This is a genomic window from Aquabacterium sp. T101, from assembly GCF_057219775.1.
In genome coordinates this window covers 350,519-375,966 of sequence record NZ_JBXVVZ010000003.1, presented here as the reverse complement: position 1 = coordinate 375,966, position 25,448 = coordinate 350,519, and the positions used below count along the sequence as shown (strand labels likewise).

General features: G+C 69.6%; 25 protein-coding genes, 1 tRNA gene and 1 pseudogene. 6 read left to right on the top strand and 21 right to left on the bottom strand.

Annotation, left to right across the window (positions count from 1 at the left end; genetic code table 11):
- Positions 1–4 precede the first annotated feature (4 nt).
- Genes AC2EAQ_RS11625 through gbd form a run of 9 tightly spaced genes read right to left on the bottom strand, consistent with a single transcriptional unit; the run spans position 5 to position 7,686 of the window.
- Entirely contained in the window at positions 5–754 is a 750-nt protein-coding gene (locus AC2EAQ_RS11625; protein WP_484643820.1) for a TSUP family transporter, read from the bottom strand.
- Positions 751–2,484 carry an L-aspartate oxidase gene (locus AC2EAQ_RS11620; RefSeq protein WP_484643818.1) on the bottom strand — a complete coding sequence of 578 codons (1,734 nt, stop codon included), beginning with the start codon at positions 2,482–2,484 and terminating at the stop codon, positions 751–753. The genes AC2EAQ_RS11625 and AC2EAQ_RS11620 overlap by 4 nt, the downstream gene beginning before the upstream one ends.
- Entirely contained in the window at positions 2,481–3,092 is a 612-nt protein-coding gene (locus tag AC2EAQ_RS11615) for a fumarate hydratase C-terminal domain-containing protein (protein WP_484643816.1), read from the bottom strand. The genes AC2EAQ_RS11620 and AC2EAQ_RS11615 overlap by 4 nt, the downstream gene beginning before the upstream one ends.
- Positions 3,093–3,106: 14 nt before the next feature.
- The gene (locus tag AC2EAQ_RS11610; RefSeq protein WP_484643814.1) at positions 3,107–3,982 is read right to left on the bottom strand and encodes a fumarate hydratase; all 876 of its coding nucleotides are present in this window, start codon (positions 3,980–3,982) and stop codon (positions 3,107–3,109) included.
- Between the two features lie 17 nt (positions 3,983–3,999).
- Positions 4,000–4,977 (bottom strand): tripartite tricarboxylate transporter substrate binding protein, encoded by a 978-nt coding sequence (locus AC2EAQ_RS11605; RefSeq protein WP_484643810.1) that lies wholly within the window; start codon positions 4,975–4,977, stop codon positions 4,000–4,002.
- 41 nt (positions 4,978–5,018) lie between these two features.
- Positions 5,019–5,372 carry a succinate dehydrogenase, cytochrome b556 subunit gene (gene sdhC, locus AC2EAQ_RS11600; protein ID WP_484643808.1) on the bottom strand — a complete coding sequence of 118 codons (354 nt, stop codon included), beginning with the start codon at positions 5,370–5,372 and terminating at the stop codon, positions 5,019–5,021.
- Positions 5,373–5,386: 14 nt separating this feature from the next.
- Positions 5,387–5,800, bottom strand: coding sequence for a succinate dehydrogenase/fumarate reductase transmembrane subunit (locus tag AC2EAQ_RS11595; protein ID WP_484643806.1), 414 nt, complete (start codon positions 5,798–5,800; stop codon positions 5,387–5,389).
- Positions 5,797–6,528: a succinate dehydrogenase/fumarate reductase iron-sulfur subunit gene (locus AC2EAQ_RS11590; RefSeq protein ID WP_484643802.1), complete on the bottom strand. Its 732-nt coding sequence runs from the start codon at positions 6,526–6,528 to the stop codon at positions 5,797–5,799. The genes AC2EAQ_RS11595 and AC2EAQ_RS11590 overlap by 4 nt, the downstream gene beginning before the upstream one ends.
- 9 nt (positions 6,529–6,537) lie before the next feature.
- Positions 6,538–7,686 (bottom strand): 4-hydroxybutyrate dehydrogenase, encoded by a 1,149-nt coding sequence (gene gbd, locus AC2EAQ_RS11585; RefSeq protein ID WP_484643800.1) that lies wholly within the window; start codon positions 7,684–7,686, stop codon positions 6,538–6,540.
- A gap of 166 nt (positions 7,687–7,852) precedes the next feature.
- Here gbd and AC2EAQ_RS11580 point away from each other — a divergent pair, with 166 nt between their 5' ends.
- Positions 7,853–8,767: a LysR substrate-binding domain-containing protein gene (locus AC2EAQ_RS11580; protein ID WP_484643798.1), complete on the top strand. Its 915-nt coding sequence runs from the start codon at positions 7,853–7,855 to the stop codon at positions 8,765–8,767.
- 42 nt (positions 8,768–8,809) lie between these two features.
- Here AC2EAQ_RS11580 and AC2EAQ_RS11575 read toward each other — a convergent pair whose 3' ends face one another.
- From AC2EAQ_RS11575 to AC2EAQ_RS11540, 8 genes are all read right to left on the bottom strand, one after another.
- The gene (locus AC2EAQ_RS11575; RefSeq protein ID WP_484643796.1) at positions 8,810–9,238 is read right to left on the bottom strand and encodes a hypothetical protein; all 429 of its coding nucleotides are present in this window, start codon (positions 9,236–9,238) and stop codon (positions 8,810–8,812) included.
- A 21-nt stretch (positions 9,239–9,259) separates the two neighbouring features.
- Complete coding sequence (locus AC2EAQ_RS11570; RefSeq protein WP_484643794.1) at positions 9,260–10,210, bottom strand: glycosyl hydrolase family 17 protein; 951 nt, start codon at positions 10,208–10,210, stop codon at positions 9,260–9,262.
- 30 nt (positions 10,211–10,240) lie between these two features.
- Positions 10,241–11,233 carry a glycoside hydrolase family 17 protein gene (locus AC2EAQ_RS11565; RefSeq protein WP_484643791.1) on the bottom strand — a complete coding sequence of 331 codons (993 nt, stop codon included), beginning with the start codon at positions 11,231–11,233 and terminating at the stop codon, positions 10,241–10,243.
- A gap of 40 nt (positions 11,234–11,273) precedes the next feature.
- The gene (locus AC2EAQ_RS11560; protein WP_484643786.1) at positions 11,274–12,197 is read right to left on the bottom strand and encodes a glycoside hydrolase family 16 protein; all 924 of its coding nucleotides are present in this window, start codon (positions 12,195–12,197) and stop codon (positions 11,274–11,276) included.
- A gap of 32 nt (positions 12,198–12,229) precedes the next feature.
- Positions 12,230–13,612, bottom strand: a complete 1,383-nt coding sequence (locus AC2EAQ_RS11555; protein WP_484643781.1) for a GH1 family beta-glucosidase — start codon at positions 13,610–13,612, stop codon at positions 12,230–12,232.
- 137 nt (positions 13,613–13,749) lie between these two features.
- The gene (locus tag AC2EAQ_RS11550) at positions 13,750–14,784 is read right to left on the bottom strand and encodes a LacI family DNA-binding transcriptional regulator (RefSeq protein WP_484643777.1); all 1,035 of its coding nucleotides are present in this window, start codon (positions 14,782–14,784) and stop codon (positions 13,750–13,752) included.
- Between the two features lie 118 nt (positions 14,785–14,902).
- A complete protein-coding gene (locus AC2EAQ_RS11545) occupies positions 14,903–15,433 on the bottom strand; it encodes a hypothetical protein (RefSeq protein WP_484643775.1) in 531 nt (176 codons plus the stop codon).
- 125 nt (positions 15,434–15,558) lie between these two features.
- Positions 15,559–18,180, bottom strand: a complete 2,622-nt coding sequence (locus tag AC2EAQ_RS11540; RefSeq protein ID WP_484643773.1) for a serine/threonine-protein kinase — start codon at positions 18,178–18,180, stop codon at positions 15,559–15,561.
- 106 nt (positions 18,181–18,286) lie between these two features.
- On the opposite strand from AC2EAQ_RS11540, the gene AC2EAQ_RS11535 reads away from it, so the two are divergent.
- Complete coding sequence (locus AC2EAQ_RS11535; protein ID WP_484643771.1) at positions 18,287–18,871, top strand: ECF-type sigma factor; 585 nt, start codon at positions 18,287–18,289, stop codon at positions 18,869–18,871.
- Positions 18,872–19,115: 244 nt separating this feature from the next.
- On the opposite strand, the gene AC2EAQ_RS11530 is transcribed toward AC2EAQ_RS11535, so the two are convergent.
- A complete protein-coding gene (locus AC2EAQ_RS11530) occupies positions 19,116–20,882 on the bottom strand; it encodes an AAA family ATPase (protein ID WP_484643769.1) in 1,767 nt (588 codons plus the stop codon).
- Positions 20,883–21,094: 212 nt separating this feature from the next.
- On the opposite strand from AC2EAQ_RS11530, the gene AC2EAQ_RS11525 reads away from it, so the two are divergent.
- From AC2EAQ_RS11525 to AC2EAQ_RS11510, 4 genes and pseudogenes are all read left to right on the top strand, one after another.
- The gene (locus AC2EAQ_RS11525) at positions 21,095–21,484 is read left to right on the top strand and encodes a hypothetical protein (RefSeq protein ID WP_484643764.1); all 390 of its coding nucleotides are present in this window, start codon (positions 21,095–21,097) and stop codon (positions 21,482–21,484) included.
- Positions 21,485–21,528: 44 nt separating this feature from the next.
- A complete protein-coding gene (locus AC2EAQ_RS11520) occupies positions 21,529–22,362 on the top strand; it encodes a rolling circle replication-associated protein (RefSeq protein ID WP_484643761.1) in 834 nt (277 codons plus the stop codon).
- Positions 22,363–22,374: 12 nt separating this feature from the next.
- A pseudogene (locus AC2EAQ_RS18920) lies at positions 22,375–22,521 on the top strand (helix-turn-helix domain-containing protein); the annotation flags it as partial.
- A 53-nt stretch (positions 22,522–22,574) separates the two neighbouring features.
- Complete coding sequence (locus tag AC2EAQ_RS11510) at positions 22,575–23,678, top strand: tyrosine-type recombinase/integrase (RefSeq protein ID WP_510166856.1); 1,104 nt, start codon at positions 22,575–22,577, stop codon at positions 23,676–23,678.
- On the opposite strand, the gene AC2EAQ_RS11505 is transcribed toward AC2EAQ_RS11510, so the two are convergent.
- The 3 genes from AC2EAQ_RS11505 to AC2EAQ_RS11495 form a co-directional block, all read right to left on the bottom strand.
- Complete coding sequence (locus AC2EAQ_RS11505) at positions 23,668–24,183, bottom strand: hypothetical protein (RefSeq protein ID WP_484643753.1); 516 nt, start codon at positions 24,181–24,183, stop codon at positions 23,668–23,670. The two genes, AC2EAQ_RS11510 and AC2EAQ_RS11505, sit on opposite strands and share 11 nt — an antisense overlap.
- A gap of 400 nt (positions 24,184–24,583) precedes the next feature.
- A tRNA-Phe gene (locus AC2EAQ_RS11500) sits at positions 24,584–24,659 on the bottom strand.
- Positions 24,660–24,708: 49 nt separating this feature from the next.
- Entirely contained in the window at positions 24,709–25,446 is a 738-nt protein-coding gene (locus AC2EAQ_RS11495; protein ID WP_484643751.1) for a response regulator, read from the bottom strand.
- Positions 25,447–25,448: the final 2 nt, after the last annotated feature.

The following is a 25,448-nucleotide window of genomic DNA, read 5'->3' as shown; positions in this document are numbered from 1 at the left end:
CCCATCACGCCGTCGCCACCGCGCGCGCCAGCAGGCTCGCCGCGCTGGCCACCAGCAGCCACCAGACCGCCCGCCGCACCTGCGCCTGCGGCAGCCGCGCATGCAGGCGGCTGCCGACTGCATAGCCCGCCAGCGCGCAGGGCAGCGCCACCAGCGCCAGCGCTGGCAGGCCGGGCTGCGTCAGCAGGCCGCCGCCGGCAAACAGCAGCAGCCGCACCAGCGCGGAGCCCAGGACCACCGCGCCGATCGTGGCCCGCAACCGCCCTGCGTCGGCGATGCGGCGCGCCAGGTAAAGCGTGTAGATCGGCCCGCCGGTGCCGAACAGGGTGCTGAACACGCCGCCGGCCAGGCCCGCCGGCCAGGCCCAATGCGCCCGCACCGGTCGAAGGCCGGCGCGGCCGAGCAGGCTCCAGAGCGCGAAGCCGCCGACGAAGATCCCCAGCAACGAGAGCAGCCAGCGCTCGGCAGCCAGCTGCAGCACCGGCAGGCCCAGGGCCATGCCGGCCAGCATCGCGGGCGCGAGCCGACGCAGCTCGGCGCGGTCGATCAGCGGCCGCGCCCGCACGCTGAGCAGCGCGGCCGACAACAGGTCCAGCATCAGCAGCAGGGGCACCGCGAGTCGCAGGCTCATCAGGTGGGCCAGCAGCGGCAGCGCCACCACGTTGGCCCCGAAGCCCCCCAGGCCGAACACGGTGTAGCCGAGCGCAATCGCCGCGCCCATCGCCACCAGTTCGGGCAGGGACAGCGAGATCAAGCATCCGCCAGCAGGGTTTGGCCCGGCGCCACGCGCGAGAAGCGCACCGCCTCGCGCGACAGGTCGAGCATGCCCTCGCGCTGTCGCACGACGATGTAGCGCGACGCCTCGAGGGCGCTGGTGTCGGGGAAGTCCTCGCGGAAGTGCGCGCCGCGCGAGTCCTCGCGGGCCTGCGCCGACAGCGCGATCACGCGGCTGACGCCGATCAGGTTCCTCAGGTTGAGCCAGTCGTGCCAGCCCATGTGGAACGCGCGGTCGATGTCGGCCACGCCGGTGCGCGACAGCTGCGCGTCCAGCTCGTCCAGCCGCTGCAGCCCGCGTTGCAGCGACGCGGCGCTGCGCAGGATGCCCACGTCGGTCCACATGCAGTCGTACAACGCCTCGCGCACGGCCTCCAGATCGCCGGCGGGCAGGCGGAACGGCGCCTCGGCGCGGGCCACGGCCGCGTCGATGGCGGCTTCGTCGGGGGCGCGCAGCGTGCCCTCGCGTCGCACCCAGTCGGCCATGGTGTCGCCGGCGATGCCGCCGAAGACGGTGGAGTTGGCCACGCCGTTGCCGCCCAGGCGGTTGGCACCATGCACGCCGCCGGTGTCCTCGCCGGCAGCGAACAGCGCCGGCAGGGGCGTGCTCGTGTCGGGCGCGAACACCACACCACCCATCATGTAGTGCGCGGTGGGCACCACCTCGACACGGCCGCCGGCCAGGTCGAAGCCGCAGTCGGCGCAGCGCTCGACCATGCCCTTGAACTGGCGCCGAACCTCGTCGGGGCCCAGGTGGTTCATCTGGATCCACACGCCGCCATTGGGCGTGGTGCGCCCGTCGCGCATCTCGCGGTAGATGGACCGGCTGACGATGTCGCGCGTGGCGCGCTCGGCGCGCTCGTCGTAGCGCGACATGAAGCGTTCGCCGTCGCCATTGAGCAGCCAGCCGCCGGCGCCGCGCAGGCCTTCCTCGAGCACCGTGCCGGTCATGCGGGTGCCGCTGCCGGCCAGCAGCCCGGTGGGATGGAACTGCACCATCTCCATGTCGCGCAGCGGCAGCCCAGCGCGCAGCGCCATCGCCAGCCCGTCGCAGCTCTTGTCGCCCGACGGCGTGTGGTACTTGTACATCGTCGGCCCGCCGCCGGTGGCCAGCAGCACGGCCCGGGCCTGCACGAACACGTAGCCGCCACTGCGCATGTCGATCATCAGCACGCCGGCCAGCGCGTCGCCGCCGGGCGTCTTCACCAGCTCGATGGCGCGGTGCTCCTCCAGGCGGTCGATGCCGCGGGCCCACACCTGCTCGGCGAGCCGGTTGATGATCTCGATGCCGGTCAGGTCGCCCTTGTGCACCGTGCGGTCGAAGGTCTGGCCGGCGAACGCCTTCTGGTGGATGCTGCCGTCGGGGTTGCGGTCGAAGAAGCAGCCGAGTTCGTTCTCCAGCTCGCGCACGCGCTCGACCGCCGTGGACACCAGCGTCCAGGCCAGGTCCTGGTCGGCCAGCCACTTGCTGCCGTCGATGGTGTCCATGAAGTGCCGCTCGACGGAGTCCCCCGGCGCCAGCGCGACGTTGTAGCCGCCCTGGACCATGCGCGTGCAGCCGCACTTGCCGAGCAGGCCCTTGACCGCGACCGTGATCTTCAGCTCGGGCGCGCGCTGATGCGCGTGCAGCGCCGCGAACAGCCCGGCCCCGCCCGACCCGAGGATCAGGATGTCGGTCTGCAGCCGGCGCACGCCGGCGCCCTGGGTCACGACTTCACCCCCAGCGACGCCAACACCTGGGCGCGACGCGCCGCGGTGTCCGCCTGCACCGTGCGGTAGAGGCTGGCACCGTGGCTGTCCATCGCCACCAGCAGCGGGCCGAAGTCGCGGATGCGGAAGCGCCAGAGGCTTTCGGGATTCAGGTCGTCCAGGTCCACGTCCTCGATCTGCTCGATCCAGGTCGTCTCCAGGGCCGCGGTGCCGCCGACGATGGCCAGGTAGGCGCCGCCCAGATCGGCAAAGGCCTGCGACGAGTCTTCGCGCAGCCCGCCCTTGCCGACGATCAGGCGCACGCCCTCGCGCGCCATCAGCGGGCGCGTGAAGCGCTCCATGCGGTCGGACGTGGTGGTGCCGATGCACACCGGCGCATAGCCGGCCGGATGCGCCGGGCCGGCCGCCACCTTGCGCACGTTGGGTGCGGTGTGGATGACGGCGTGGCCGCGCAGGTCCAGCCGCGTGCGGCGGTCGCGGTCGAACATGTGGATCTGCGTCGCGTCGCGGATGCCGTACAGCGTGCGCTGCAGGGTCACCGTGTCGTTCACGCGCAGCGCGCGCACCTGCGCCTCGGTGACAGGCATCTCCAGCACGTGGTGGGCCATGGCCGGGCCTCCCGTCAGAAGCCGTAGCTCACGCCGGCCGGCGTGAAGGTGGCGCGGGCGCGGCGGGCCGAGTGGCACTGCATGTTCACCGCGATCGGGTTCATCGTGATGTGCGTGGCGGCCAGCTCGATGTGCACCGCGAAGGCGGTCGAGTCGCCGCCCAGGCCCTGCGGGCCGACGCCGAGGCGGTTGACGGCGTCGCTCAGCTGACGCTCCAGTGCGGCACCCTCGGGATCGCCGCACACGCTGCCCAGCGGCCGCGTGGCGGCGCGCTTGGCCAGCGCGACCACCAGGTCCGACGTGCCGCCCAGCCCCACACCCACGATGGTGGGCGGGCAGGTCTTTCCGCCGGCGGCCAGCACGCAGTCGACGACGAAGGTCTTGATCGCGTCGATGCCCTCGGCCGGCACCGCCATGCGCAGGAACGAACCGTTCTCGCTGCCGCTGCCCTTGGGGATCATCTCGATGCTCAGCATGTCGGGCGCGTCGTCGAAGTCGACATGGATCACCGGCACCCCGATGCCGCAGGAGCTGTGCTCGTTGCGCCGCGTCAGCGGGTGCACGACCGAGCTGCGCAGCGGGTACTCGCGCGTGGCACGCTCGCAGCCGCGACGCAGCGCCTGCCGCAGGTCGAAGCCGTCGACCCTGACGCCGCGGCCGATGGTGACGTTGTAGATCGGAATGCCGGTGTCCTGGCACAGCAGGTTGTCGGTCTGCTCGGCCACCGCGATGTTGCGCACCATCGTGCCCAGCAGCGACTGCGCGGTGGCGCCCGTCTCGTGCTGCCGCAGGTGCTCGAAGCCCTGCTTGATGTCGGGCGGCAGCACCTTGAGCGCCCGGATGTAGAGCGTCTTGGCGGCCTCTTCGACGGCGCTCAGGTCGACCTGCATCGTGACCCCCGGCGCCCTCAGTTGGCCTGCAGCTTGCGCGCGGCCACGACCTGCGCCCAGCGCACCAGTTCCTGGTCGAGCTGTGCCGAGAACGCCGCCGTGCTGTTGACCACCGGCGACATGCCCTGCACGTACAGCCGCGCCTTGATCTCGGTCTCGGCCATCGCCGAGGACACGTCGCGGTGGACCTTCTGGACCACGGCGGCCGGCGTGCCGGCGGGTGCGAACAGGCCGAACCAGCCGATGTTCTCGAAGTTGGGCAGGCCCGCCTCGTGCGCCGTGGGCACGTCGGGCATCTGCGGCATGCGCTGGCGGCTGGTGACGGCCAGCGCGCGCAGCCGGTTGGGGCCCACCAGGGCCGACGCGGCGGCGAAGTTGCCCACCATCATCTGCACCTGACCGGCGATGAGGTCGTTGTAACCCAGCGCCTCGCCCTTGTAGGGCACATGCTGGATGTCCACGCCGGCGGCGTCGGCGAAGTTCTCGCCGGCCAGGTGCACCTGGCTGCCGACGCCCGCGGAGGCGAAGTTGATCGTGCCGGGCCGCGCCTTCGCGGCAGCGATCAGGTCCTTCAGCGACCTGTACGGCGCAGCGTCCTGCACCACGACCAGCATCGGCCCCTGCGCCACGTTGGTGATGGGCAGCAGGTCCTTCCGGGTGTCGAAGGGCATCTTCTTGTACAGCGCCGGGTTGATGGTGACCGAGCCGGACGCCATCAGCAGCGTGTAGCCGTCGCCCGGCGCCTTGGCCACCACGTCGGCGCCGACGTTGCCACCCGCGCCGGCGCGGTTCTCGACCACGACCGGCTGGCCCCATTGCGACGACAGCTTCTGCGCCAGCATGCGCGCCACCACGTCGGTGGAGCCGCCGGGGGCGAAGGGCACGATCATGCGTACCGGCTTGTTCGGCCAGGCGTCCTGGGCCAGGGCGCTGCCGCCCAGGGCCAGCAGCGCGGCGGCCGCGAGCGCGCGGCGGCGATGGATGCGGGTCGTCATGGTCGGGTCTCCTGTGGTGGGTTGCATGGGACGGCGGCGGGTCAGGCCCACAGCGCGAGCGCGAACGCCAGACCGACGGCCACGGCCACGCCGATGCCGCCGGCGATCCAGTTCTTGAGCAGGTCGGACGCGCGGCCGAACTCGATCAGCAGCAGCCGCACGCCGCCGGTGAAGTGAAGCGCCAGCAGCGTGACCAGGCCCCACTCGGCCAGCTTCACCAACGGTGCGTCGGCGAACCGCAGGAAGCCTTCCAGCGCCTGCGGCCCGGTCAGCGCCTGGCCCAGGGCCAGGAAGTGCAGCGGCAGGAACAGGGCCAGCAGCAGCCCCGACACCCGGTGCAGCCAGAACGCCCACCAGGACGGGTGGCCGTGGGCGCGATGGTCGTTGCGTCGCATGGCGGTGGGGACGTTCAGGCACCGGGCGCGTAGACGCCCCACACCGCGCGAAGCCCGAGCACGATCAGCGCGGCCGTGACCGCACGCGCGAACCAGGCCGCCGCCGGCGCCGGCCAGCGCCACCACTCGCGCGCGATCGACACCAGCCCGATGGGCACATGCACGGCACATGCCAGCACGAACACTGCGTAGAAGCCGGCGAACAGCGCATTGCCCTGCGTGCGCGACAGGATCTCGGCGGCGCTGAGGCCGCCGCGCACGGCCCAGACCATGCCCGCCAGATGCACCACGACGCACAGCGCCAGCACCATCGCGCTGACGCGCTGCCAGTACCAGCGCCGCGCCTGGGCCAGCGCGGCCTGCAGGCCGGCGTCAGGCGCCGCGGCCTGCGGCCCGGCAACCTGCGGCGCGCGGGCCGACGGGGTCACAGCCCGCCCTTCACGGCGGCGCGCGCCACGGTGCGCTTCAGGCCCGCGATCGACAGCGTCGGCGCGATGCCCTTGGGGCAGCGCTCGGTGCACGAGCCCTGCGTATGGCAGCTGTGGCAGCCGGCGTCGCCGGCCACGGCGCGCAGCCGCTCGACGCGGTCGACGTCGCGCACGTCGTTGACCAGCGTCCAGGCGCGGTTCAGCGCCGCCGGGCCGAGGAAGTCGGGCCGCCAGGGCACGACGTCGCACGAGGCGTAGCACACGGCGCAGCCGATGCACTCGATGCCGGCATTGGCCGCCCGGCGCTCGGGCGTGGCGGGCGAGACGCGCGCGAAGTCGTCGTGCCGCGTGCGCTCGCCCTGGAAGCGCCCGCGCGCGCGCGCCCACTTGTCGAAGAACTCGCTCATGTCGGTGGCGAGGTCCTTCACCACCGGCAGGTGCGCCAGCGGCGCGATCTCGAGCGCGCCCTCGGGCCCCACGACCTTGGCCACGTGGGTGCGGCAGGTCCAGCGCGCCTGGCCGTTGACCGTCATCGCGCACGAGCCGCACATGCCCACGCGGCAGGCATAGCGGTAGGACAGCGTGGGGTCGAGCACGCGCTGCACGTGGGTCACCACGTCCAGCACGGTCTGGTGATCCAGGCGAGGCACCTCGTAGCGCACGAAGCCGCCCGCGTCGACGGCCGGGCCGCCGCGCCAGATGCGCACGTGAAGGGTCGCGTCTGCCACGGCCGCGCCCTACATCGAATCGCGCAGCAGCGCGCGATAGTCGTCGCGCGTGGCCTCGCGCGGATTGAGCTTGTGGCAGTGATCGGCCAGCGCGCCGTTGATGATGCGGTCGAACGCGGCCTCGGCCACACCCATCGCGGCCAGCCCGGACGGCAGGCCGAGCCGCCGGTTCAGCGCAAGCACCGCGTCGGCCACCTGCGCCCCGTCGTCGTCGCAGCCCGGCAGGCCCATCGCATGGGCCATGCGCTGCAGCCGCCGCTCGCGCCGCACCGAGTCGGCCCCGGCGTTGAAGCGGATCACCGCGGGCAGCAGCAGCGCGTTCAGCGTGCCGTGATGCAGCCGCGGATCGACGCCGCCCAGGCTGTGGCTGAGCGAGTGCACGCAGCCCAGGCCCTTCTGGAAGGCCAGCGCGCCCTGCATGCTGGCGCTCATCATGTTCCAGCGCGCCTCGCGGTCCTGGCCGTCGCGGGTGGCGCGCTCGATGTGGGCCCAGCCGCGCGCCAGGCCGTCGAGCGCGATGCCGTCGGCGGGCGGATTCACCGCCGGCGCCATGAAGGTCTCCATGCAGTGCGCGATCGCGTCCATGCCGGTGGCCGCCGTCAGCGCTGGCGGCAGGCCCAGCGTGAGCGCCGGGTCGAGCACCGCCGCCCGCGGCATCAGGTGCCACGAATGGAAGCCCAGCTTGCGCCCGTCGTCGACGATCAGGATCGCGCCGCGCGCCACCTCGCTGCCGGTGCCCGCAGTGGTGGGCACGGCGATCAGCGGCAGCGCGTCGGCCGTGATGCGCGGGCTGCCGCCCTCGATGGTGGCGTAGTGCTTCAGCGGCCCGTCGTGGCGCGCGGCGATCGCCACGCCCTTGGCCAGGTCGATGCTGGAGCCGCCGCCCACGGCCACCAGGCCGTCGCAGCGCTGCGCGCGCAGCAGCTCGACGGCCGCCCGCACGCCCGCCTCGGTGGGGTTGGACGGCGTGCCGTCGAACACCGCGTGCGGCAGGCCGCCCAGCCCCGCCAGGGCCTGCGCCAGCACGCCGGCGGCGCGCACGCCCGCGTCGGTGACGATCAGCGGTCGCGAGATGCCGGCGCGCGCGCACTCGGCCGGCAGCTGGCCGACGGCGCCGAAGTCGAGGTGGATGTCGGTGAGATAGCGGAAGGTGGCCATCGGCAGGCGGGTGTGGCGGGTCGGCGCTGGTCAGGTCGGGCGGTGCGCGCCGTGACCTGCACCGGTCGAGGGCCTGGAGGGTAGACTTCGGGCCGCTCAAGCAAAAGCGAGTCTTTCTGCCACTGAGAGAAAGCTTTCCTTTCTTTTCTTCAGGGAGAACCCGGGCATGGCGTCGATCCGCACCCTGCAGACCTTTCTCGCCGCCGCACGCCTGGGCAGCTTCGCCGCCGCCGGCGCGGAGGTGGGCCTCACCTCGGCGGCCGTGGGTCTGCAGATGCGGGCGCTCGAGGACGAACTCGGCGTGACGCTGTTCGACCGCAGCGCGCGCGCCGTGGTGCTGAACCCGCAGGGGCGCCAGCGCGTGCCGGCGGTCAAGGACCTGGTCGAGCGCTGGCTCCAGCTCCAGTCGGCGCGGGCCGGCGACGAGATCGGCGGCACGGTCGTGATGGGCGCGCTCGTGTCCGCACTGATGGGCGCCTTCGCCGATGCCCTGTGGACGCTCAAGCGCCGGCATCCGTCGCTGGAGGTCACGCTGCTGGCCGGACAATCGGCCGACTTCATGTCGCGGGTGGAACGCGGCGAGCTGGATGCGGCCGTCGTTACGCAGCCGCCCTCGCGCCTGCCGGCCACGCTGGCATGGACACCGCTGTACCTCGAGCCGATGGTGCTGATCGTGCCGACCCGCCCGCACTTCGCGCTGCCGGCCGAGCCGTTGCAGATGCTGGCGCAGTGCCCGTTCATGCGCTTCGACCGCCGCACCTGGACCGGCCACCTCGTCAACGAGGTGCTGGCGCAGTGCCACGCCACCGTCGTGGAAGGCCTGGAGCTCAACTCGGTGGAGGCCATCGTCGAACTGGTGCGCCAGGGCTTCGGCATTTCCATCGTGCCGCGGCTGGCCAATCTGCGCTGGAGCCGCGACCGGGCGCTGCGGCTGGTGCCGCTGCCGGGCGCCACGGTGGAGCGCCACGTGGGCCTGCTGGAGCGTCGCAGCCACGGCCGCGAGCGGTTCACCCAGGCGCTGAAGGACCACTTCGGGGCCGTCGCACGGCCCGAGACCGCACCCACGGCGCCGATGCGGTGATGCACGGGAACCGGGCTGGCCCGGTCCGCGACGGCCGCGCGCTCAGCCCGCGCCGCCGACCGCCGCCGCCAGCGCCAGCAGCCACATCGCGCCGAACACGAAGGGCAGCGCCTTCGGCGCCCAGCGGCCGCGCCGGGCCAGATGCACCTCGGGCGCCAGCGGGCACAGGTCGGCCAGGCCGCTGTGCTCGTACTCGCGCCGCACCTGGTCCGACGCGCGCAGCGCGGTGAACACGCCCACGCCGATCAACGCCGCCACCGCGATGCCGAACAGCGGGAAGCCCAGCGCCAGCCAGCCCGGCGCCCGGGCCGACAGCGTGACGTAGGCGTTGAACAGCAGGCCCTCGGACAGGATCAGCCAGGTGATGCGCTGGCCGACGAGCATGTCCTCGTGCGTCCACTGCTCGCGCAGCGCGCGGTACTGGTCCCACAGCGCCACGTCGGGCGTGCGGTGCGTGTGCATCGGCGTCACGTCGGGCCCCACGGCGCCGTCTCAGGCCGCGGCGCCGAGCGGGCGCGCCACCCGCTCGGGGTACAGCGCTTCCATCACCCGCTTGGGCCGACGGTCCACGGTGAACAGGCCCCAGTGCTTCTCGGGTTCCAGCGGGTCGGGCGAGCCCTTCCAGGGCTCGTCGAAGGCCTCGAACACGAAGCACAGCAGCCCGGCGCTGCGGGTCCAGTCCATCAGGTCCTGGTAGTAGATGGCCTGCAGTTCCTGCACCGCGTGCTCGGCATGCATGCCGCGGCCGTTGCTGTTGGTGCACCAGCCGGCCTCGGTGATGACCAGCGGCTTGTCGGGGTAGAGCTGCGCCACGCTGGCGACGTTGGCCTTGGTGTAGTCCAGCGCCTCGTGGATGTGCTTGTACTCCCACACCGGGTAGGTGTGCAGCGAGATGAAGTCCAGCTCGGTCACCAGGTCGCGCAGCTTGTGCTGCCACGGCACGTAGTTCTCGCAGAAGGTGACCGGCTGGCGCACCGCCGCCTTGACGCGGCGCACATGCTCGATCATGCGTGGCACCGGCACGAAGTGGTCGGTCCAGTCCACCGTGGCCTCGTTGCCCACGGCCACCGAGAACACGATGTCCTCGTGGCTGCGCGCCAGCGCGATCAGCCGGCCGACCTCGGCGTCGTTCTCGGCGCGGTTGGCGTCGAGCGTGGCCTCGTCGTAGGTGCCGCCCCAGGGGCAGCCGAAGTTGTTCATCTCCGCGCCCAGGTAGGCGCCGAGCATCACCTGGAAGGGCAGCCGGTCCTCGCGGATCACCTGCAGCACGCGCTCGGCGTGCAGGCTGCAGTCGTACAGGCGCAGCAGGCGCCAGTGCTTCTTCAGGATGTGCAGGTCCTCGCGGATCTCGTCCACCGACGGGAACAGCTTGCGGTTCGGGTCCTGCCCCTCGCGGTAGCCGGAGTAGCAGATGGCGTTGCCCTGGGGCAGTGCGAGTGTCATCGTGTGGATCTCGTGGGCGGGCGCCGCGGCTCAGCCGAACTTGGGCCGGGCGTCCTTGTCCCACAGGCCCCAGTACGCGCCCACGTCGCCCTCGGCGCCCACCTTCCAGGCCTCGTCGAAGGCGGCGAAGTAGAAGACCTCGATGCCGTCCTGGCGCGCCCAGCGCACGGTGTCCATGAAGTAGCGCATCGCGCCCTCCTCGGACGGCACCGAGCCGTGGAAGTTGCTGCCCTGGTCGGGCCAGCCGGTCTCGCTGATCAGCACGCGCTTGCCGGGCGCGGCGGCGCGCGTGCGCTGCATCATGGTCTGCATGTAGGCCAGCGCCTGCTCGCGCGGGCAGCCCTCCCAGAACGGGTAGCAGTTGGTCATCACCACGTCGCAGGCGGCGGTGACGCGCGGATGCTTCTCGAACAGGTAGTAGGCGTCGACGTAGCCCACCGGCACGCCGGGCAGCGCCTGCTTCACGCGCTGGATCTGTGCCAGCAGCTCGTCCTCGGTGAGGTCCTCGCGCAGCAGCACCTCGTTGCCCACCGCCACGATGTCGGCATGGCCGGCACGGGCCACCTCGATCACGCCCTGGATCTCGCGCTCGTTGATGTCGGCGTCGGTGCCGAGCCAGGCGCCCACCAGGGTCTTGAGGCCCATCGAATGCGCGATCGCCGGCGTCTGCTCGTGGCCGTCGGTGCAGGAGAAGGTGCGGATCCAGCCCGTGTAGGGACGGATCACCTCCAGGCGGGCGCGGATCTGATCCGCGCTGACCTGCGCGCCGGGCGCCTGGCCCTCGAGGTAGGGACTGAAGCACAGGCCGTGCACACCGGCGTCGAGCACGCCGCGGAACTCGGCGGCCAGCGACGCGCGCTCTTGAGGCGGCAGCGGCGGCGGGCGCAGCGCCGGGCCCGCGGGGCCGGCGCCCGTGCCGGTGCCCGCGCCAGCGCCATGGCCCGGGGTCGCGAAGGCCGGCTGATGCGGTGCGGAGACGGGGCGTGCGCCCGCGGCGTCGCCGTCGTTCGAATGGGAAGTCATGTCGTCTCCTTCGGTCGCCAGGGGCGTCGGGGCCTCGGGCTCAGGGCTTGGGCCCTGCGCCCTTCTTCTTCTGCCAGGGCATGCGGCCGGCGCCGCGCGGCCGGGTGGCGCCATAGCCGCCCACCTTGTCGTACACGCGCACGTAGTCCACCACCAGCTCGGCCGGGAAGCGTGTCTCGTCGTTCGGCGCGCCGGGGAAGTTGCCGCCCACGGCCACGTTCATCACCAGGTAGAACGGCTGGTCGAAGGGCGCCGGCCAGGGGTTGAGGTCGGCCTCCTTGCGGGCCGGCACGCCGGCACCGTCCTTGAGCTTGCTGCAGCTCCACCAGTGGTCGTAGGTGCAGGTCTGCACGTCGTCGACGTAGAAGCGGATCTCGCCCGGCTCCCACTCCACCGCATAGGTGTGCCAGTCCGACACCAGGCTGCCGCCGGGCAGCGCATGCACGGTGGTGATCAGCTCGCGGCCGGGAAAGGTGGAACCGAAGTGGATGCTGTTGAGCACCTCGTGCGGCTTCTCGCCCACGATTTCCATCAGGTCGATCTCGCCGCTGGCGGCCCAGCCGCCGTACTTGTCGTCCACCGGCAGCATCCACAGCGCCGGCCACAGGCCCTTGCCCCACGGCACCCTGGCGCGGAACTCGACGCGGCCGTAGGTGGTGGCGAACAGCACCGTGCCGTCGCGCTTCTTCGTCTTCAGGCGCGCCGACGTGTAGCCGCAGCCGTGCAGCGGCGCCTTGACGGCGCGGATGACGAGGCAGCTGTCGCGCAGCACCACGTTCTCCGGTTCGTGGGTGTAGTACTGCAGCTCATCGTTGCCCCAGCCCGGCACCCAGGCGTGGTTCTTGTAGTCGTAGAAGCCGTTGCCGATGTCGAAGTCCCACTTGCTGCGGTCGACCTCGCGGCCGTCGAACTCGTCGTGCCAGACGAGCTTCCAGCCTTTCCTGCGCGGGGGGGCCTTGGGCATCTTGCAGTTCCTCGGTGCGGGGGTCTGGCAGGTCAGGACGCGACCGGCTCGCCGGTGCGCGGCACAGCGCCGACCGGCGCCTGCCGGGCGCGCAGGCGCTGGAGGAAGTCGCGGTACCAGAGCGCACTGTCCTTGGGGGTGCGGCGCTGCGTGGCGTAGTCCACGTGCACGATGCCGAAGCGCTTGGCGTAGCCCGATGCCCACTCGAAGTTGTCGAGCAGGCTCCACACCATGTAGCCGGCCATCGGCACGCCACGCGCCAGCGCGTCGGCCACGGCCGAGATGTGCGCGGCGAGATAGGCCACGCGCTCGGCGTCGTGCACGTGGCCGTCGACGAGCTGGTCCTGGAAGGCGGCGCCGTTTTCCTTGACGTACAGCGGCGGCACCGGCCAGTCGCGGTGCATCCGCACCAGCAGCTCGGTCAGGCCGGACGGGTAGATCTCCCAGCCCATGTCGGTGAGCGGCAACCCGGTGCGTCCGGCCTGCCAGGAGCCGTCGGCGCTGGCCACGGCCCGCGAGTAGTAGTTGACGCCCAGGAAGTCCATCGGCTGGCGGATCGCCGCCATGTCGCCGGCCTCGACGCGCGGCGCGTCGGCACCCAGGTGCGCGAGCACGTCGTCGGGGTAGCGGCCGTGGAACAGCGGGTCCATGTACCAGCGCACCAGGCGGCCGTCGTCCAGGCGCGCCTGGGCCCGGTCGGCGTCGGTGTCGGTGGCGGCGTGGATCGGCGCCAGGTTGAGCACGATGCCCAGCCGGGCGCGGCTGCCGGCCGCGCGCAGCGCCTGCAGCGCCAGGCCGTGGCTGAGCAGCAGGTGGTGCGACACCTGCGTGGCGACGGCGCGGCTCTTGATCCCGGGCGCGAACACGCCCCACTCATGCCCCATCTGCGACACGACCCACGGCTCGTTGTGGGTGGTGATCGCGGCCAGGCGCGGCCCGAGCAGGGCCTCGATGCCCAGCGCGTAGTCGACGAAGCGGTGCACGGTGTCGCGGTCGGCCCAGCCGCCGCGGTCCTGCAGGGCCTGCGGCAGGTCCCAGTGGTTCAGCGTCAGGTAGGGCTTGATGCCGCGCGCGAGCAGGCCGTCGACCAGGCGGTCGTAGAAGGCCAGGCCGCGCGGGTTCCAGGCGCCGTGGCCCAGCGGCTGCACGCGCGGCCACGACACCGAGAACCGGTAGGCGTCCACGCCCAGCGCGGCGATCAGGTCGAGGTCCTCTTCGAGACGGTGGTAGTGGTCGCAGGCCACGTCGCCGGTGCTGGCGTCGGCGATGGCGCCGGGCTGACGGCAGAAGCGGTCCCAGATGGACGGGCCCTTGCCGTCGGCCTGCGCGGCGCCCTCGATCTGGAACGAGCTGGTGGCCACGCCCCAGACGAAGCCGGGCGGGAAGCGGTGCAGGGAGTCGGCGGATACGGGCATGGCGATCGGATGACAGCGCGCTTCACCAGGGCGGCCGGACCCGGCCCGGACGGGCGGCGGCCGCACTTTGAAAGCGCTTTCACACTGTATCGGCCGAGCCCCCGGCCTGTCAATCGCGGGTTAGTTCGGGGCCCCGGCTAGGGGGTCGCGGGCCGCGTCGACTCGCGCGGGATCAGGCGCGGCACGGGCACCTCGAGCTGCGGCCGTTCGCCGGCCAGCAGGCTGAGCATGGCCGCAGCGGCCAATTCACCGATCTCCTGGATCGGGTTGTGCACGGTGGTCAGCGGCGGCACCATGTACAGCGCGCCGGCCACATCGTCGAAGCCCACCAGCGACACGTCGTCCGGCACGCGCTTGCCGCGCCGGTGCAGGCCCAGCACGGCACCGAAGGCCATCTGGTCGTTGGCGGCGAAGATGGCACTGAAGCGCGTGCGCGCATCCAGCAAGCGCTCCACCGCCAGCAGGCCGCTGTACTCGGTGAAGTTGCCCGGCAGCAGCAGCGCCGGGTCGGGCTTCAGGCCCGCGGCTTCCAGCGCCTGCTGGTAGCCCTGCTGGCGCTCCACGGCGTCCGGGTGGTCCCCGTCGCCGCTGATGAACGCGATGCGGCGATGCCCCAGGTCGATCAGGTGCTGAGTCGCCTGGCGCGCGCCCTCGCGGTTGTCGAAGTCGAGCGAGTACAGGTTCGCCGCCTTGAGGGTGCGCCCGGTGACCACCACCGGCAGCGACCTCGCCACCGAGCGCAGCGCGGTGTCCGACAGGCGCCCGGTGAGCACGATCAGCCCGTCCACCCGGCGCGAGCGCAGCACGTCGATGCAGCGCGCTTCCTCCTCGGTGCGCCAGTGGCCGCTCATGAACAGCGGGCTGTAGCCCGCGCCACCCAGCGCCTGCTCGATACCGCGCAGTGCGGCGCCATAGAACGGGCTGTCGATCGCCTGCGTGACCACGCCGATGCTCAGCGTGCGCCCGCCGGCCAGCCCGCGCGCCACCGGGTTGGGCACGAAGCCCAGCGTGGCGATGGCCTCGTCCACCGCGGCGCGCTTCTCGTCGCTGACCACCGCCGTGCCGTTGAGGATGCGCGACACCGTGCTCGGCGACACGCCGGCGCGCTCGGCCACCATGCCGAGCGTGGCCTTGGCCGGCGCCGCGCCGCGGCTGCGAATGGACTTGTGCACGCTGTTCCCTCTCCCCTGGCCGACCTCGCCGGCTTCAACGGCCGGAAAGTGTAGGGGCTCGCGACCGGCGTGCAAGCGCTTGCACGCCAGCGGGCCGCCGCGCCGCGGCGGCGCCCGGTCAGGGCCGCTGGCCGCGTCGGAACAGCACGCCGTTGACGGGCGACACGCCCCAGGCCTGGCCCAGGTCGCCGCCGTTGTTCTGGTCGGAGATGTCGAAGTGCCCGCTGCCGGAGTGCACGTAAAGGATGCGGCCGAGGCCGCCGCTGGCGTTGTCGATGCACACCGAGCTGGCGGTGTAGGCGACACCCTTGTAGGTGAAGGTGCCGTCGGCCGCGAGGATCAGCGTGGCCGGGCCGCTGGCGACGAAGGGGTCGCCGGGGTTGGGGCCGAAACTGCCCTCGCTGCCGTTGAAGGTGCCGGCGTAGGCCGACATCTGGCCGGCCGTGGGCACGGCGACGGTGCCCGCCTGGAACAGCGCGGTGTTGCAGCTCAGGGTCACGGCGCCGCCGCCACCGCCGTTGCCGCCGCCCCCGCCACCGCCGTTTCCGCCGGCATCGGCCGGGTCGTCGCCGCCGCCGCCGCAGGCCGCCAGCGAGGCCAGGCACAGACCGCAGATCAGGTGATGGAGGGTTCGCGTCGTCGGGTTCATGGGGTTCTCCTGGAGGGGTCGAGGGTGTCGGACACCGGCCCGCGCCGGGTCTTGCCCCCTTACGCAGCCCCCATCGCCCAAAAGGCTCAACGCGGTACGTCCCGGCCCCTGCCGGTGCGCTGCCCTCAGCCGCCAGCCGCCTTCAGCGCCGCTGCCTGGTCACCCATCAGCGGGCGCAGGGCCTGCGCGGCCAGGTAGGCCGCGCGCGCCTTGTCGCGCCAGCCCGCGCCCGGCTCCAGCCCCTGCAGCGCCAGCGCCGCCTCGCCCTGGTTGACCAGTGCGCTGGCGCGCAGCGCGGGCTCGCTGCCCCAGGCCAGGAAGCGCTCGTGCGCCTCGCGCAGCAGCGGCAGCGCCTCGGCACGGCGGCCCAGCGCGACGAGCGACTTGGCACGCTGCACGGTCACCCAGGTCCGACGGAACAGCTGCGTCGTGGCCGGGTTCTCGGCCTGCATGCGCTGCCACTCGGCCTCGGACTCCTCGTACATCGCGATCGCCTCGGCATGGCGCCCAACGCCGGCCAGTGCGCGGCCATGGCTGGTGGCGTACAGGCGCGTCAGCCGCGGCCACTTGCTCTGCGGGCCGTTCTGGCGCGCGAGCAGCAGGCCGGTGTCGCGCGCCAGCGTGGTGGCCGGCAGCGCCTCGGCAGGGCGCATCGCGCGCAGCAGCGCGAAGCCCAGGTTGTTGGCCTCGGTGCACAGCCCGTCCTGGTAGACGATGCTGCTCGGGTCTTCCTCCGCGCTGCGGCGCCGCAGCGCCACGGCCTGCCGGCCGGTGGCGATGGCCTCGTCGAGCCGGCCCTGCCCCAGGTGCACGAGGTGGATCGCGCCCACCACGGTGCCCAGCTGGTAGATCACCTCCACGTCATGGCGCTCGGCCTCGATCGCCTCCAGCTCGCGCTGCGCCAGCTGCAGCTGTGCGAGTGCATCGGCCGGCCGGTCCAGGTGCTGGTTGCCGGGCTGGTACAGCAGCTGGCCGGTCGCATGGCGCAGCGTGGCGCGCTCGGTGCGGAGGTTGCGGTCCGCGGGCTGGTGGGCCAGGCCGCGCTCGAGCAGCGCGATGGCGGACTCGAAGCCGGCCATCGCCTCCGCCTTGCGGCCCCCCTGGCGCAGCGCGTGGCCGCGCGCGGTGTGCGCGCGCGACAGCCACAGCATGAACTCGGCGTCGCCTTCGCGGCCGTCGATCGCGCCCTGGGCCGCGGCGATGGCGCGGTCGGCGTTGCGGATCGCGTCTTCCGGCTTGCCGAGCGAGGCGGTGGACTCGTCGCCCTGGATGTAGGCCACGCGCGCCCAGGCGGTGGCCAGGTCGCCGCGCAGGCCGGGGTCGCCCTGTGCCACGGCGGCGAAGCGCTCCAGGCGCTGCACCGCGTCCAGCATCATCTGTTCCTTGACCTGCAGACCGCCGGGCAGGTAGGTGACGGCGTCGCCGTAGCGGAACACCACGTCGCGCGTCAGGCGCTTGAGCTCGGCCAGCTGCTGCTCGGCGCGGTCGCGCGCCAGCCTTGCCTCGTGCGCCTGCCACGCGGTGGCGCCCATGCCACCCACCAGGGCCAGCACGGCCAGCGCGGCCGCACCGACCGCCGCGCGATGCCGCCGCACGAAGCGCGCGGCCAGATAGCCCGGCGAGGGCGCCCGCGCGCTCACCGGGTAGCCGTCGAGGTAGGCGCGCACGTCGGCGGCCAGCGCGTCCACGCTGGCGTAGCGCCGCTCCACCGGCTTTTCAAGTGCCTTGAGCAGCACGTTGTCCAGGTCGCCCTCGAGCTGGCGGCGGGTGGCCAGCCACAGCGGGTCGGCCACCAGCTGCGGGCTCAGCGCGCTGGGGCGCGTGGGCTGCTCCTCGAGCACGCTGCGCGCCGCCTCGGCCGGCGTGCTGGCGTCGCGCCCATAAGGCCGGATGCCGGTGAGCAGCACGTACAGCAGCACACCCAGGCTGTAGATGTCGGTGCCCGTGCCCACCGGCTCGCCGCGCACCTGCTCCGGGCTGGCGTAGTGCGGCGTGAACGGCCGCAGCCCCGCCTGGGTGCCGGTTCGGTCGGCCTCGGCCGGGTCGATCGCCTTGGCGATGCCGAAGTCCAGCAGCTTGACGCGGCCCTCGGCGTCCACCATCACGTTGCTCGGCTTCAGGTCGCGGTGCACCAGCAGCTGGCGGTGCGCGTACGACACCGCGTCGGCCAGCTGCAGGAACAGCTGCAGCCGCGCGGCCAGCGGCAGGCCCTGCGCCGCCTCGTCGATCGAGCGCCCTTCCACCAGCTCCATCACGAAGTACGGCAGACCGTCGGGCGTGATGCCGGCGTCGTAGAGCTGCGCCACGTTGGGGTGGTGCAGCCGCGCCAGCGTACGCTGCTCCAGCGCGAAGCGCGCCAGCACGCTGGCCGAGTCCATGCCGCGGCGCAGGATCTTGACCGCCGCGTCGCCCTCGTAGGCCCCGTCGGCACGGCGAGCGCGCCAGACGTCGCCCATGCCGCCGCTGCCCAAGGGCATCACCAGCACCCACGGCCCCAGCGCCAGGCCCTCTCGCGCCGGCGGCGCGCCGGCGGCGGCCGCTGCGGCCGGCGCGGCCAGGAAGCCGCTGCCGCCGCCGTCGCTGGCGTGGGCGAGCAGGCTTGCCACCTCGGCCACCAGCGCTGGGTCGTGCCCGGACGCGCGCAGCCACGCCTCGCGCTCGCCGGCCGGCCGCGCGAGGGCCTGGTCGAACAGCGCCTTGACGTCGGCCCAGGCCAGGCCCGGTCGGGACTCGGGTTCGAGCGGCATGTCGGGCGATGTTAGGCCCCACGCCGCGCCGCGGCACCCACCCGGCCCCGGGGTGCGCAGGCCGCTGCGGCGCGCGACGGTCTCGGACTAGGATCGCGCCGAAGCCATGAACGCGCCGAACCCGCCGAACACGCTGCCGCCGGACGTGACGAGCTGGCTGTCCCAGCTGGACGCGCCCACCCCGGAGGCCGGGCAGCGCCTCTTCGAGCTGCTGTACGACGAGATCCGGCGCGTGGCGCGCGGCCACCTGCGACGCGAGCAGCCCGGGCACACGCTGTCTGCCACCGCGCTGGCGCACGAGGCGTGGTTCCGCATGGCCGAGCAGTCACGCACGCTGTGGAAGAGCCGAGGCCACTACCTCGCCGTGGCCTCCACGATGATGCGCCGCATCCTCGTCAACCACGAACTGGCGCGCCGCGCCGACAAGCGCGACGCCGACCTCGTGCCGCTGACCTGGTCGGCCCTGGAACAGATCGGCGCCGGCCCCGACCGCGACCTCGTCGCGGTGCACGAGGCGCTGCTCGCGTTCGAGGCGATCGACCCGCGCGCCGCCAAGGTCGTGGAACTGCGCTTCTTCGGCGGCCTGGAGAACGAGGAGATCGCCGACGCGATGAACCTGTCGCTGGCCACCGTGAAGCGCGACTGGACGCTGGCGCGGGCGTGGCTGCGCAGGGAGATGGGGGCGGGGTAGCGCGGGGGGGGGCGGCGAGCAGGCCGCGCCTCAATGCACAACGGCCTGGACCGCGAAGTCCAAGCCGTTGATTTGATTGGTGGCCAAGGGCGGAATCGAACCACCGACACGCGGATTTTCAAGCGCACCGCAGTCGCCACCATGCATCGGAAGCATGCAACCAGTGAGAAGCGATACCCGCGTACAAGGCTGTAGGAGGACGTCTCTCTGTGACGATTTGGCTACGTAGACGACCGCGGCTTGCTTACCGGAACAGCTGTTCAATTTCTCCCCGTAGTGGAGCGAGGAACTCGGGGTCAAACTCCAGCAGCCAATCGACGATGGCAGGAACGTCTCGGGTTTTCCTGAATGAATGCCTTGCACTAGTGAGATCTGAGTAGATGCCTGCTAGTAGCCCTGCACCATCGATGTTTTCCAAATTTGAAGTAGCAAGCTCACGCCTCAGCCTCTCTTCGATCAGCCCCAGTTCAACTCGCTCACCTAACTCCCCAAGTGATGCAGCAATCGCGGTAGGACAGAGAATGTAGTTCTCAAGCATACGCCGTTGAAGAAAGCGAATTCTTCCGTTTGATTCCCGTTGGATTGCAGCGCACTCTTGCTTAGACCGCCTCTCAGCATCTAGCAGGATAGACGCCATGGGCGGGACCAACGCTGCTGACTGCGCCAAGCGATCGTACAAATTCGCCACTTCAACAGGTGAGACGCCTTTCGTTTCGAATGTGCCTGTGTGCTCGACTCGCAGGATTGCCGTGCCCGCCGAAATCTCCGGGCAAGCCCATCTGAGCAAACTCGGAAACACCACTTCCTCGGTCTGACCTTCCACCCACAAAACTCTATCCTTCCCGTGGAGGTCGGTCATCTGAATACCCAGTTCCGCCAGTTCGCTTCGTAAAGCATGCAGTCCAGGGCTCATTACTTGCGCAACGGTAGTGCTCCCTTCGGACAGCTTCAGAACTGCAATCGACTTGGCATTAGTTCCCGCAATGACGTCTGCCGAGTGGGCCGTCATGATGTACTGGTGCTGCCTGCCTTCAGAGGCAAGAATCGCAAGCAGCTCACGTAGAGCCCGTGGGTGGAGGAATGCGTTCGGTTCGTCAATCGCGATTACTTGGGGCTCTCGGGACACCAGAACCACAAACAGCATTGCAATTACGTTTCCAATCCCTGACCCCATGCGCGCCAATGGGATAGCAAGATCGCCCCGCTGAGCTTCCGGATCCATGTGAAGACACCTGACTTCAAACTGCCCCCCGGTGGGTGTAGCCTGGATCCATCGAACACTTGGAATAACTCTAGTCACCCATTGACAAAGCTTTCGATGGGCGAATGAATCACTCGTCTGCAGGAAGTTTAGGCAATAGGGTAGATTTGCCGCGGTCGTTTCAAGGGTTGTTGATCCTGATGCAACGCCAATGGCGCCGGGCTGTCTGAGCGCTATGAACTTGTAAATCTTTCGCTTGATGACATCGAAGTACGGCCCAAGCAGGGGGAGTCCGTGCTGTTGTGCCATCATCACTGACTGCTGAATGGACCCACCGGGAACGCGCTTGACCTGGATGCATTGAACAGCCCCCCTATTGTTCGCAGAGGATCCCTCAAGATACTCGTGACCCCCAAACGTCAGCTCAAAGCCACCACCGCCGAAGTCGATAGCCACGGTAACGCGATTGCCCGGAGATAGCATTTCATGCGCCGCACGGATGGGATCAGAGACCTTCTCCGGGCGGATCGGCAAGACTATTGAGTCACCGGTAAGCGGCAATTCCTCAACCCCAAAAGAAGCTACCAGCCGGACGCGTGTAGTTCTATTTGGCACCCCGTCCACTACCGGAATGGTCTTTTGAGATCTATGCGGCTCATTGACCCCTTGATTGCAATCCAACAGCTCGAGCACGCTTGTTTTTCCCGAGTTGTTACCCCCAACTAGTAAATTGAAGCCCGAGTCAAATTTAATCGTCTGCGGCTCAAGAAAACTCTTGTAGTTTTCAATAGTGATCTCGGTCAATCGCATCGGGACCTCCAACGTTCAATCGAGCATGCCCTTTGTACATGAGTTTCAACTTTCATCTACTGATCATGTTCGTTGGCGAAATCTGCGAGGTTGTCCACGGCGGCGGGCGGGCGGGCGGCGCATGCGACGCCAAGCCCGAGCGCCCGCCGCGGTGGGCAACCTTCTCGCGATCAGAAGGGTGTTTCATATTCCTTCCCTGATATCCTGCAGACATGGCAACCAAGCGCGCCAAGCCTGCCGATACACCGCTCCCGACTGAACGCCAGTCGGTGGAGCGCTATCGCTTTCTCGACCAGGTTGTCCGCAATGCTGAGTGCCAGCTTGACGAGCTGGAGTCGGCACTCGGCATGTACCTGGTCGGCTTCCACTTCGGGTGGAAGGTGCTCTACATGATCCACAGCAAGCGCACGATCAAGAAGTACGAGGCGATCCTGGGGATCAAGGTCACCGAGGTCTTCGATCCGGTCGGCCCGGACGCTGACCGAACCAACGCCTTCAAGATCATCTCGGCGGTGAGCAACTTCTGGAAGGTCGTCTCCGGCGACGAGAAGCCTCCGGTCGAGGTCGAGGACAAGCGAGCCCTCATTCCGAAGGGAAGCTGAAGTTCCTTGACAGGGGTTTGATGTTCCCTCATTATTGAGGGAACATGAATGCCCATCATCTCAATGACCACCTGGCCGGGCCGCAGCAGCGGCCGGCCGCGCCGCCAGGCGCGCCGGACGCTGGCGACGGCCCTGGGCTTGTCACCCTTAAGACAAGTGACACGCCAGACCCGAACACGATAGAGATCGATCCCAAGGAGGCTCGACTCCGGCGCATGCGCCGGTCGGTCAACGTCGCGGCCCGACTCTTCGACTTCTTCCTCGGTCGGCGCAACTTCAAGCCGGCCATGCTCACGCTCACCTATCGCGACGTCGATGGGTTCGAGCCCAAGGATGTGTCCTCGCTGATCAAGCGCATCCGCGAGTGGCTCAAGCGGCGTGGCTTCCGCCTTCACTACGTCTGGGTCGCGGAGCTGCAGCAGCGCGGCGCCTTGCACTACCACGTCCTCATCTGGCTGCCCCGCGGCCTGACCCTCCCCAAACCCGACAAGCAAGGCTGGTGGCGCCATGGAAGCACCCGAATCGAGTGGGCCCGAAACCCCATCGGATACCTCTGCAAGTACGTCAGCAAGTTCGACTCCCAGCACGAGCTGCCCAAGCACGCCCGACTCCACGGAGCCGGGGGCTTCGAAGGTGTCGCCCGCTCGATTCGTCGGTGGTTCAACCTGCCCTCATGGCTCAAATGTCTCGTGGGAATTGACAGCGCCTTTGTGCGAGTCAAAGGTCAGGGACTGGTTGAACGGGGTACGGGGGTTTGCATGCAATCGCCCTGGCGGGTGTCCTTCAGCGGAGGCATTGCTCGAGCGACTCGGCTATTCACACACCCAGAGGCACTACGGGACACGCCGGGACCGTGGTGCGCGCTCCCGGCCCGGTAAAGGCGATGAGACATGACCACTCTCGACCTGGCGCAAGCCTCCGCGCTGCTGAAGGTGCACCCCAAGACGCTGCAAGGCATGGCCCGACGCGGCCTCGTGCCGTCCTGCAAGGTGGGGCGGGCCTGGGTCTTCATGGAGCGCTTGCTGCTGGACTACCTCGAAGCCCGGTCACTCTCCCGAGTGGTCGCTCCTGAGCTGGCGGAGGACGCAGCATGTCGCTCTACCGCCGTAAGGACTCTCCGTACTGGTGGGTCAAGCTCCCGCCCATTCGTGGCGAGTCGAAACCGCTACAGCAAAGCACTGGGACTAGCGACAAGCGAGAAGCCCAGAAGGTCCACGACCGGTGGGCCCACATGCGATGGGAGCAGGACCGGCTAGGCGTCAAGCCCAGGCACACCTGGGAGGAAGCTGTGCTGCGCTGGCTGCAGGAAACACAGCACAAGCGAACCCACCAAGGTGACAAGGCCAAGCTGCGGTGGCTGGACCCTTTCCTTGGTCAGCGGTATTTGGACGAGATCGACCGCACACTGATCGACAAGATCAAGTTCGAGCGAGAACGCCTCGCCTCGCAGGGCACCGCAAACCGCTACCTTGCGTTGGTGCGCTCGATCCTCCGCAGAGCCTGCAGCGAATGGGAATGGATCGAGAGGGTGCCCAAATTCAATCTCTTTCGTGAGGCCGATGGGCGGGTTCGTTCCCTCACGCCGGAACAGTTCCAGCGGCTGCTGTCGGAACTGCCACCGCACCTTGCGGACATGGCCGCTTTTTCGGTCGCAACCGGGCTGCGGCAAGGTAACGTCAAGGGCCTGGAGTGGCAGTACGTTGACCTGGCGCAGCGGCACCTTTGGGTGCCCGGATCGCAGCACAAGAATGGTCGACCCCATTCCGTTCCTCTCAACGAAGTGGCCCATACCGTACTGCTGCGCCAAGTCGGCATGCACCCGACTCGCGTGTTTACGTACCAGGGAAATCCCATTGGACAGGTCAACACCCGCGCTTGGTCGAACGCTCTCAAGCGTGCAGGCATTGAAGACTTCCGGTGGCATGACTTGCGGCACACCTTCGCCACGTGGCATCGTCAGGCAGGCACCCCGACACACGAATTGCAGCGCCTAGGCGGATGGAAGACTGGCGCAATGGTCGAGCGCTATGCGCACCTAGCGCCAGAGGCGCTTCACAGTGCGGCCACTCGGCTCGACGGACACATGGAAGCAATACTCAATCAATCGACATCAACACGCAGAGCCGGCAATGCGATGCCGACTTCGAAAACCTCGGACTGTGACCACAGCGACTCAGGCAAAGTCAGCGGCTGATCTTGGTCATCGCAGTCAGTGCCAGTCTACGGGCGAGTCTCGCATCACGTCCGCTAGCCGCGACCGCGCCCACCAAGAAAAACCTCCATACTTTGCAGGCCGCCTCTGGTGTGATCGAACTCATGTCCCGGGACGTCATTTCCGAGGTGCTCAACGCATCTTCGATTTGCTCTCTCGAGAAACGCGACTTGACCGCTGCTTCGAAGGCCCGGATGGCTGCGCGTTCCTCTTGCTCATTCAACGAAGGGAGGGGCTCACCCCGTCGCCGAGCACGCTCGGCGAAAGCAGATACTTCCGTCTTGTTAAGGACCTCAAAGTCTGCCTCTGACACCTTAGCAAGCCTCTCGCGCCAAGCCATAGTGTTCCCAAACGTGCCGTTTCCCAAAACGACGTTGGCGAAAGCTTGGCATTCGGCTTCAGTCGCTTCGCCAAGCAGCCGCTCTTTGGCTTCAAGGTAGCTGCGCTGCAAATCGTCCGACAACAGCAACAGTCCCTCATTGGTCATGACCCGTCCCCAAGCTTCCCAATCCATGTTCCAGGGTTTGGCGCCTGCTGCTGCCTGGACGTTTGGGTCGGAGTAAAGGGCCACCAACCAGCCGCGGAGCTTTACCTCCCTCGGGGCCCCCGGAGACAAGCCCCACTCAACTGCCATTGCACTTGCAGCGCGTTCGGCCGTTGTATGAATCGTCTCTGCACTCGACTGTCCGCTGGAAACGCAAGCGCACAACAGCAAGGAGCACAGTGCCGAAACTGTTGCACGAACAGCCCACATATAACCCTCCCTTGGGAAGCGTCTCCAAGGATATTGCAGAAACACGACGGCCATCCAGTGCCCTGCGGCTACGGTGAAGCTACGCCCCAAAGCACAACGGCCTGGACCGTGAAGTCCAAGCCGTTGATTTGTTTGGTGGCCAAGGGCGGAATCGAACCACCGACACGCGGATTTTCAATCCGCTGCTCTACCAACTGAGCTACTTGGCCAAAGAGCCGCGCATTATAGCGGCGGCCCGGAAGGGGCCCGCGCGGGGCGTCAGAGGGCGCCGCCGCGCTTGTTGCGCGACAGGTCCACGCCCAGCTGCTTGAGCTTGCGGTACAGATGGGTGCGCTCCAGGCCGGTCTTCTCGGCCACGCGGGTCATGGAGCCGTTTTCCTTGGCGAGGTGGAACTCGAAGTAGCTCTTCTCGAACGCGTCGCGCGCCTCGCGCAGCGGGCGGTCGAGCTCGAAGCTCTGCACCGGCTGCGGGCCGCCGTTGGCGCCCGGGGCCCCGTGGGCGTGGCCGACGGTGAGGTCGGTGCCGCCGAGGGCGCCGAAGTCGCTGCGCAGCGGCGCGGGCAGCCCGGCCGGGTGGCCCGCCATCAGCGACGCGCCGGGCTGCGGCAGGCCGCCACGCACCGGCGGCGCGGCCGGCTTCACCAGGGCCTGGTCCACCGCGCGCAGCAGCTTCTGCAGCGTGATGGGCTTTTCCAGGAAGGCGATGGCGCCGAACTTGGTGGCTTCCACGGCGGTGTCGATGGTGCCGTGGCCGCTCATCATGATCACCGGCATGTTCAGCGCGCCGGTGGCGCCCCACTCCTTGAGCAGGCTGATGCCGTCCACGTCGGGCATCCAGATGTCCAGCAGCACCAGGTCGGGCCGCAGGCGCTCGCGCACCGCGCGCGCCTGGGCGGCGTTCTCGGCCATCTCGATGGCGTGACCCTCGTCGGTGAGGATCTCGGACAGCAGCGCGCGGATTCCGACTTCGTCGTCGACTACGAGGATGGTGGCCATGG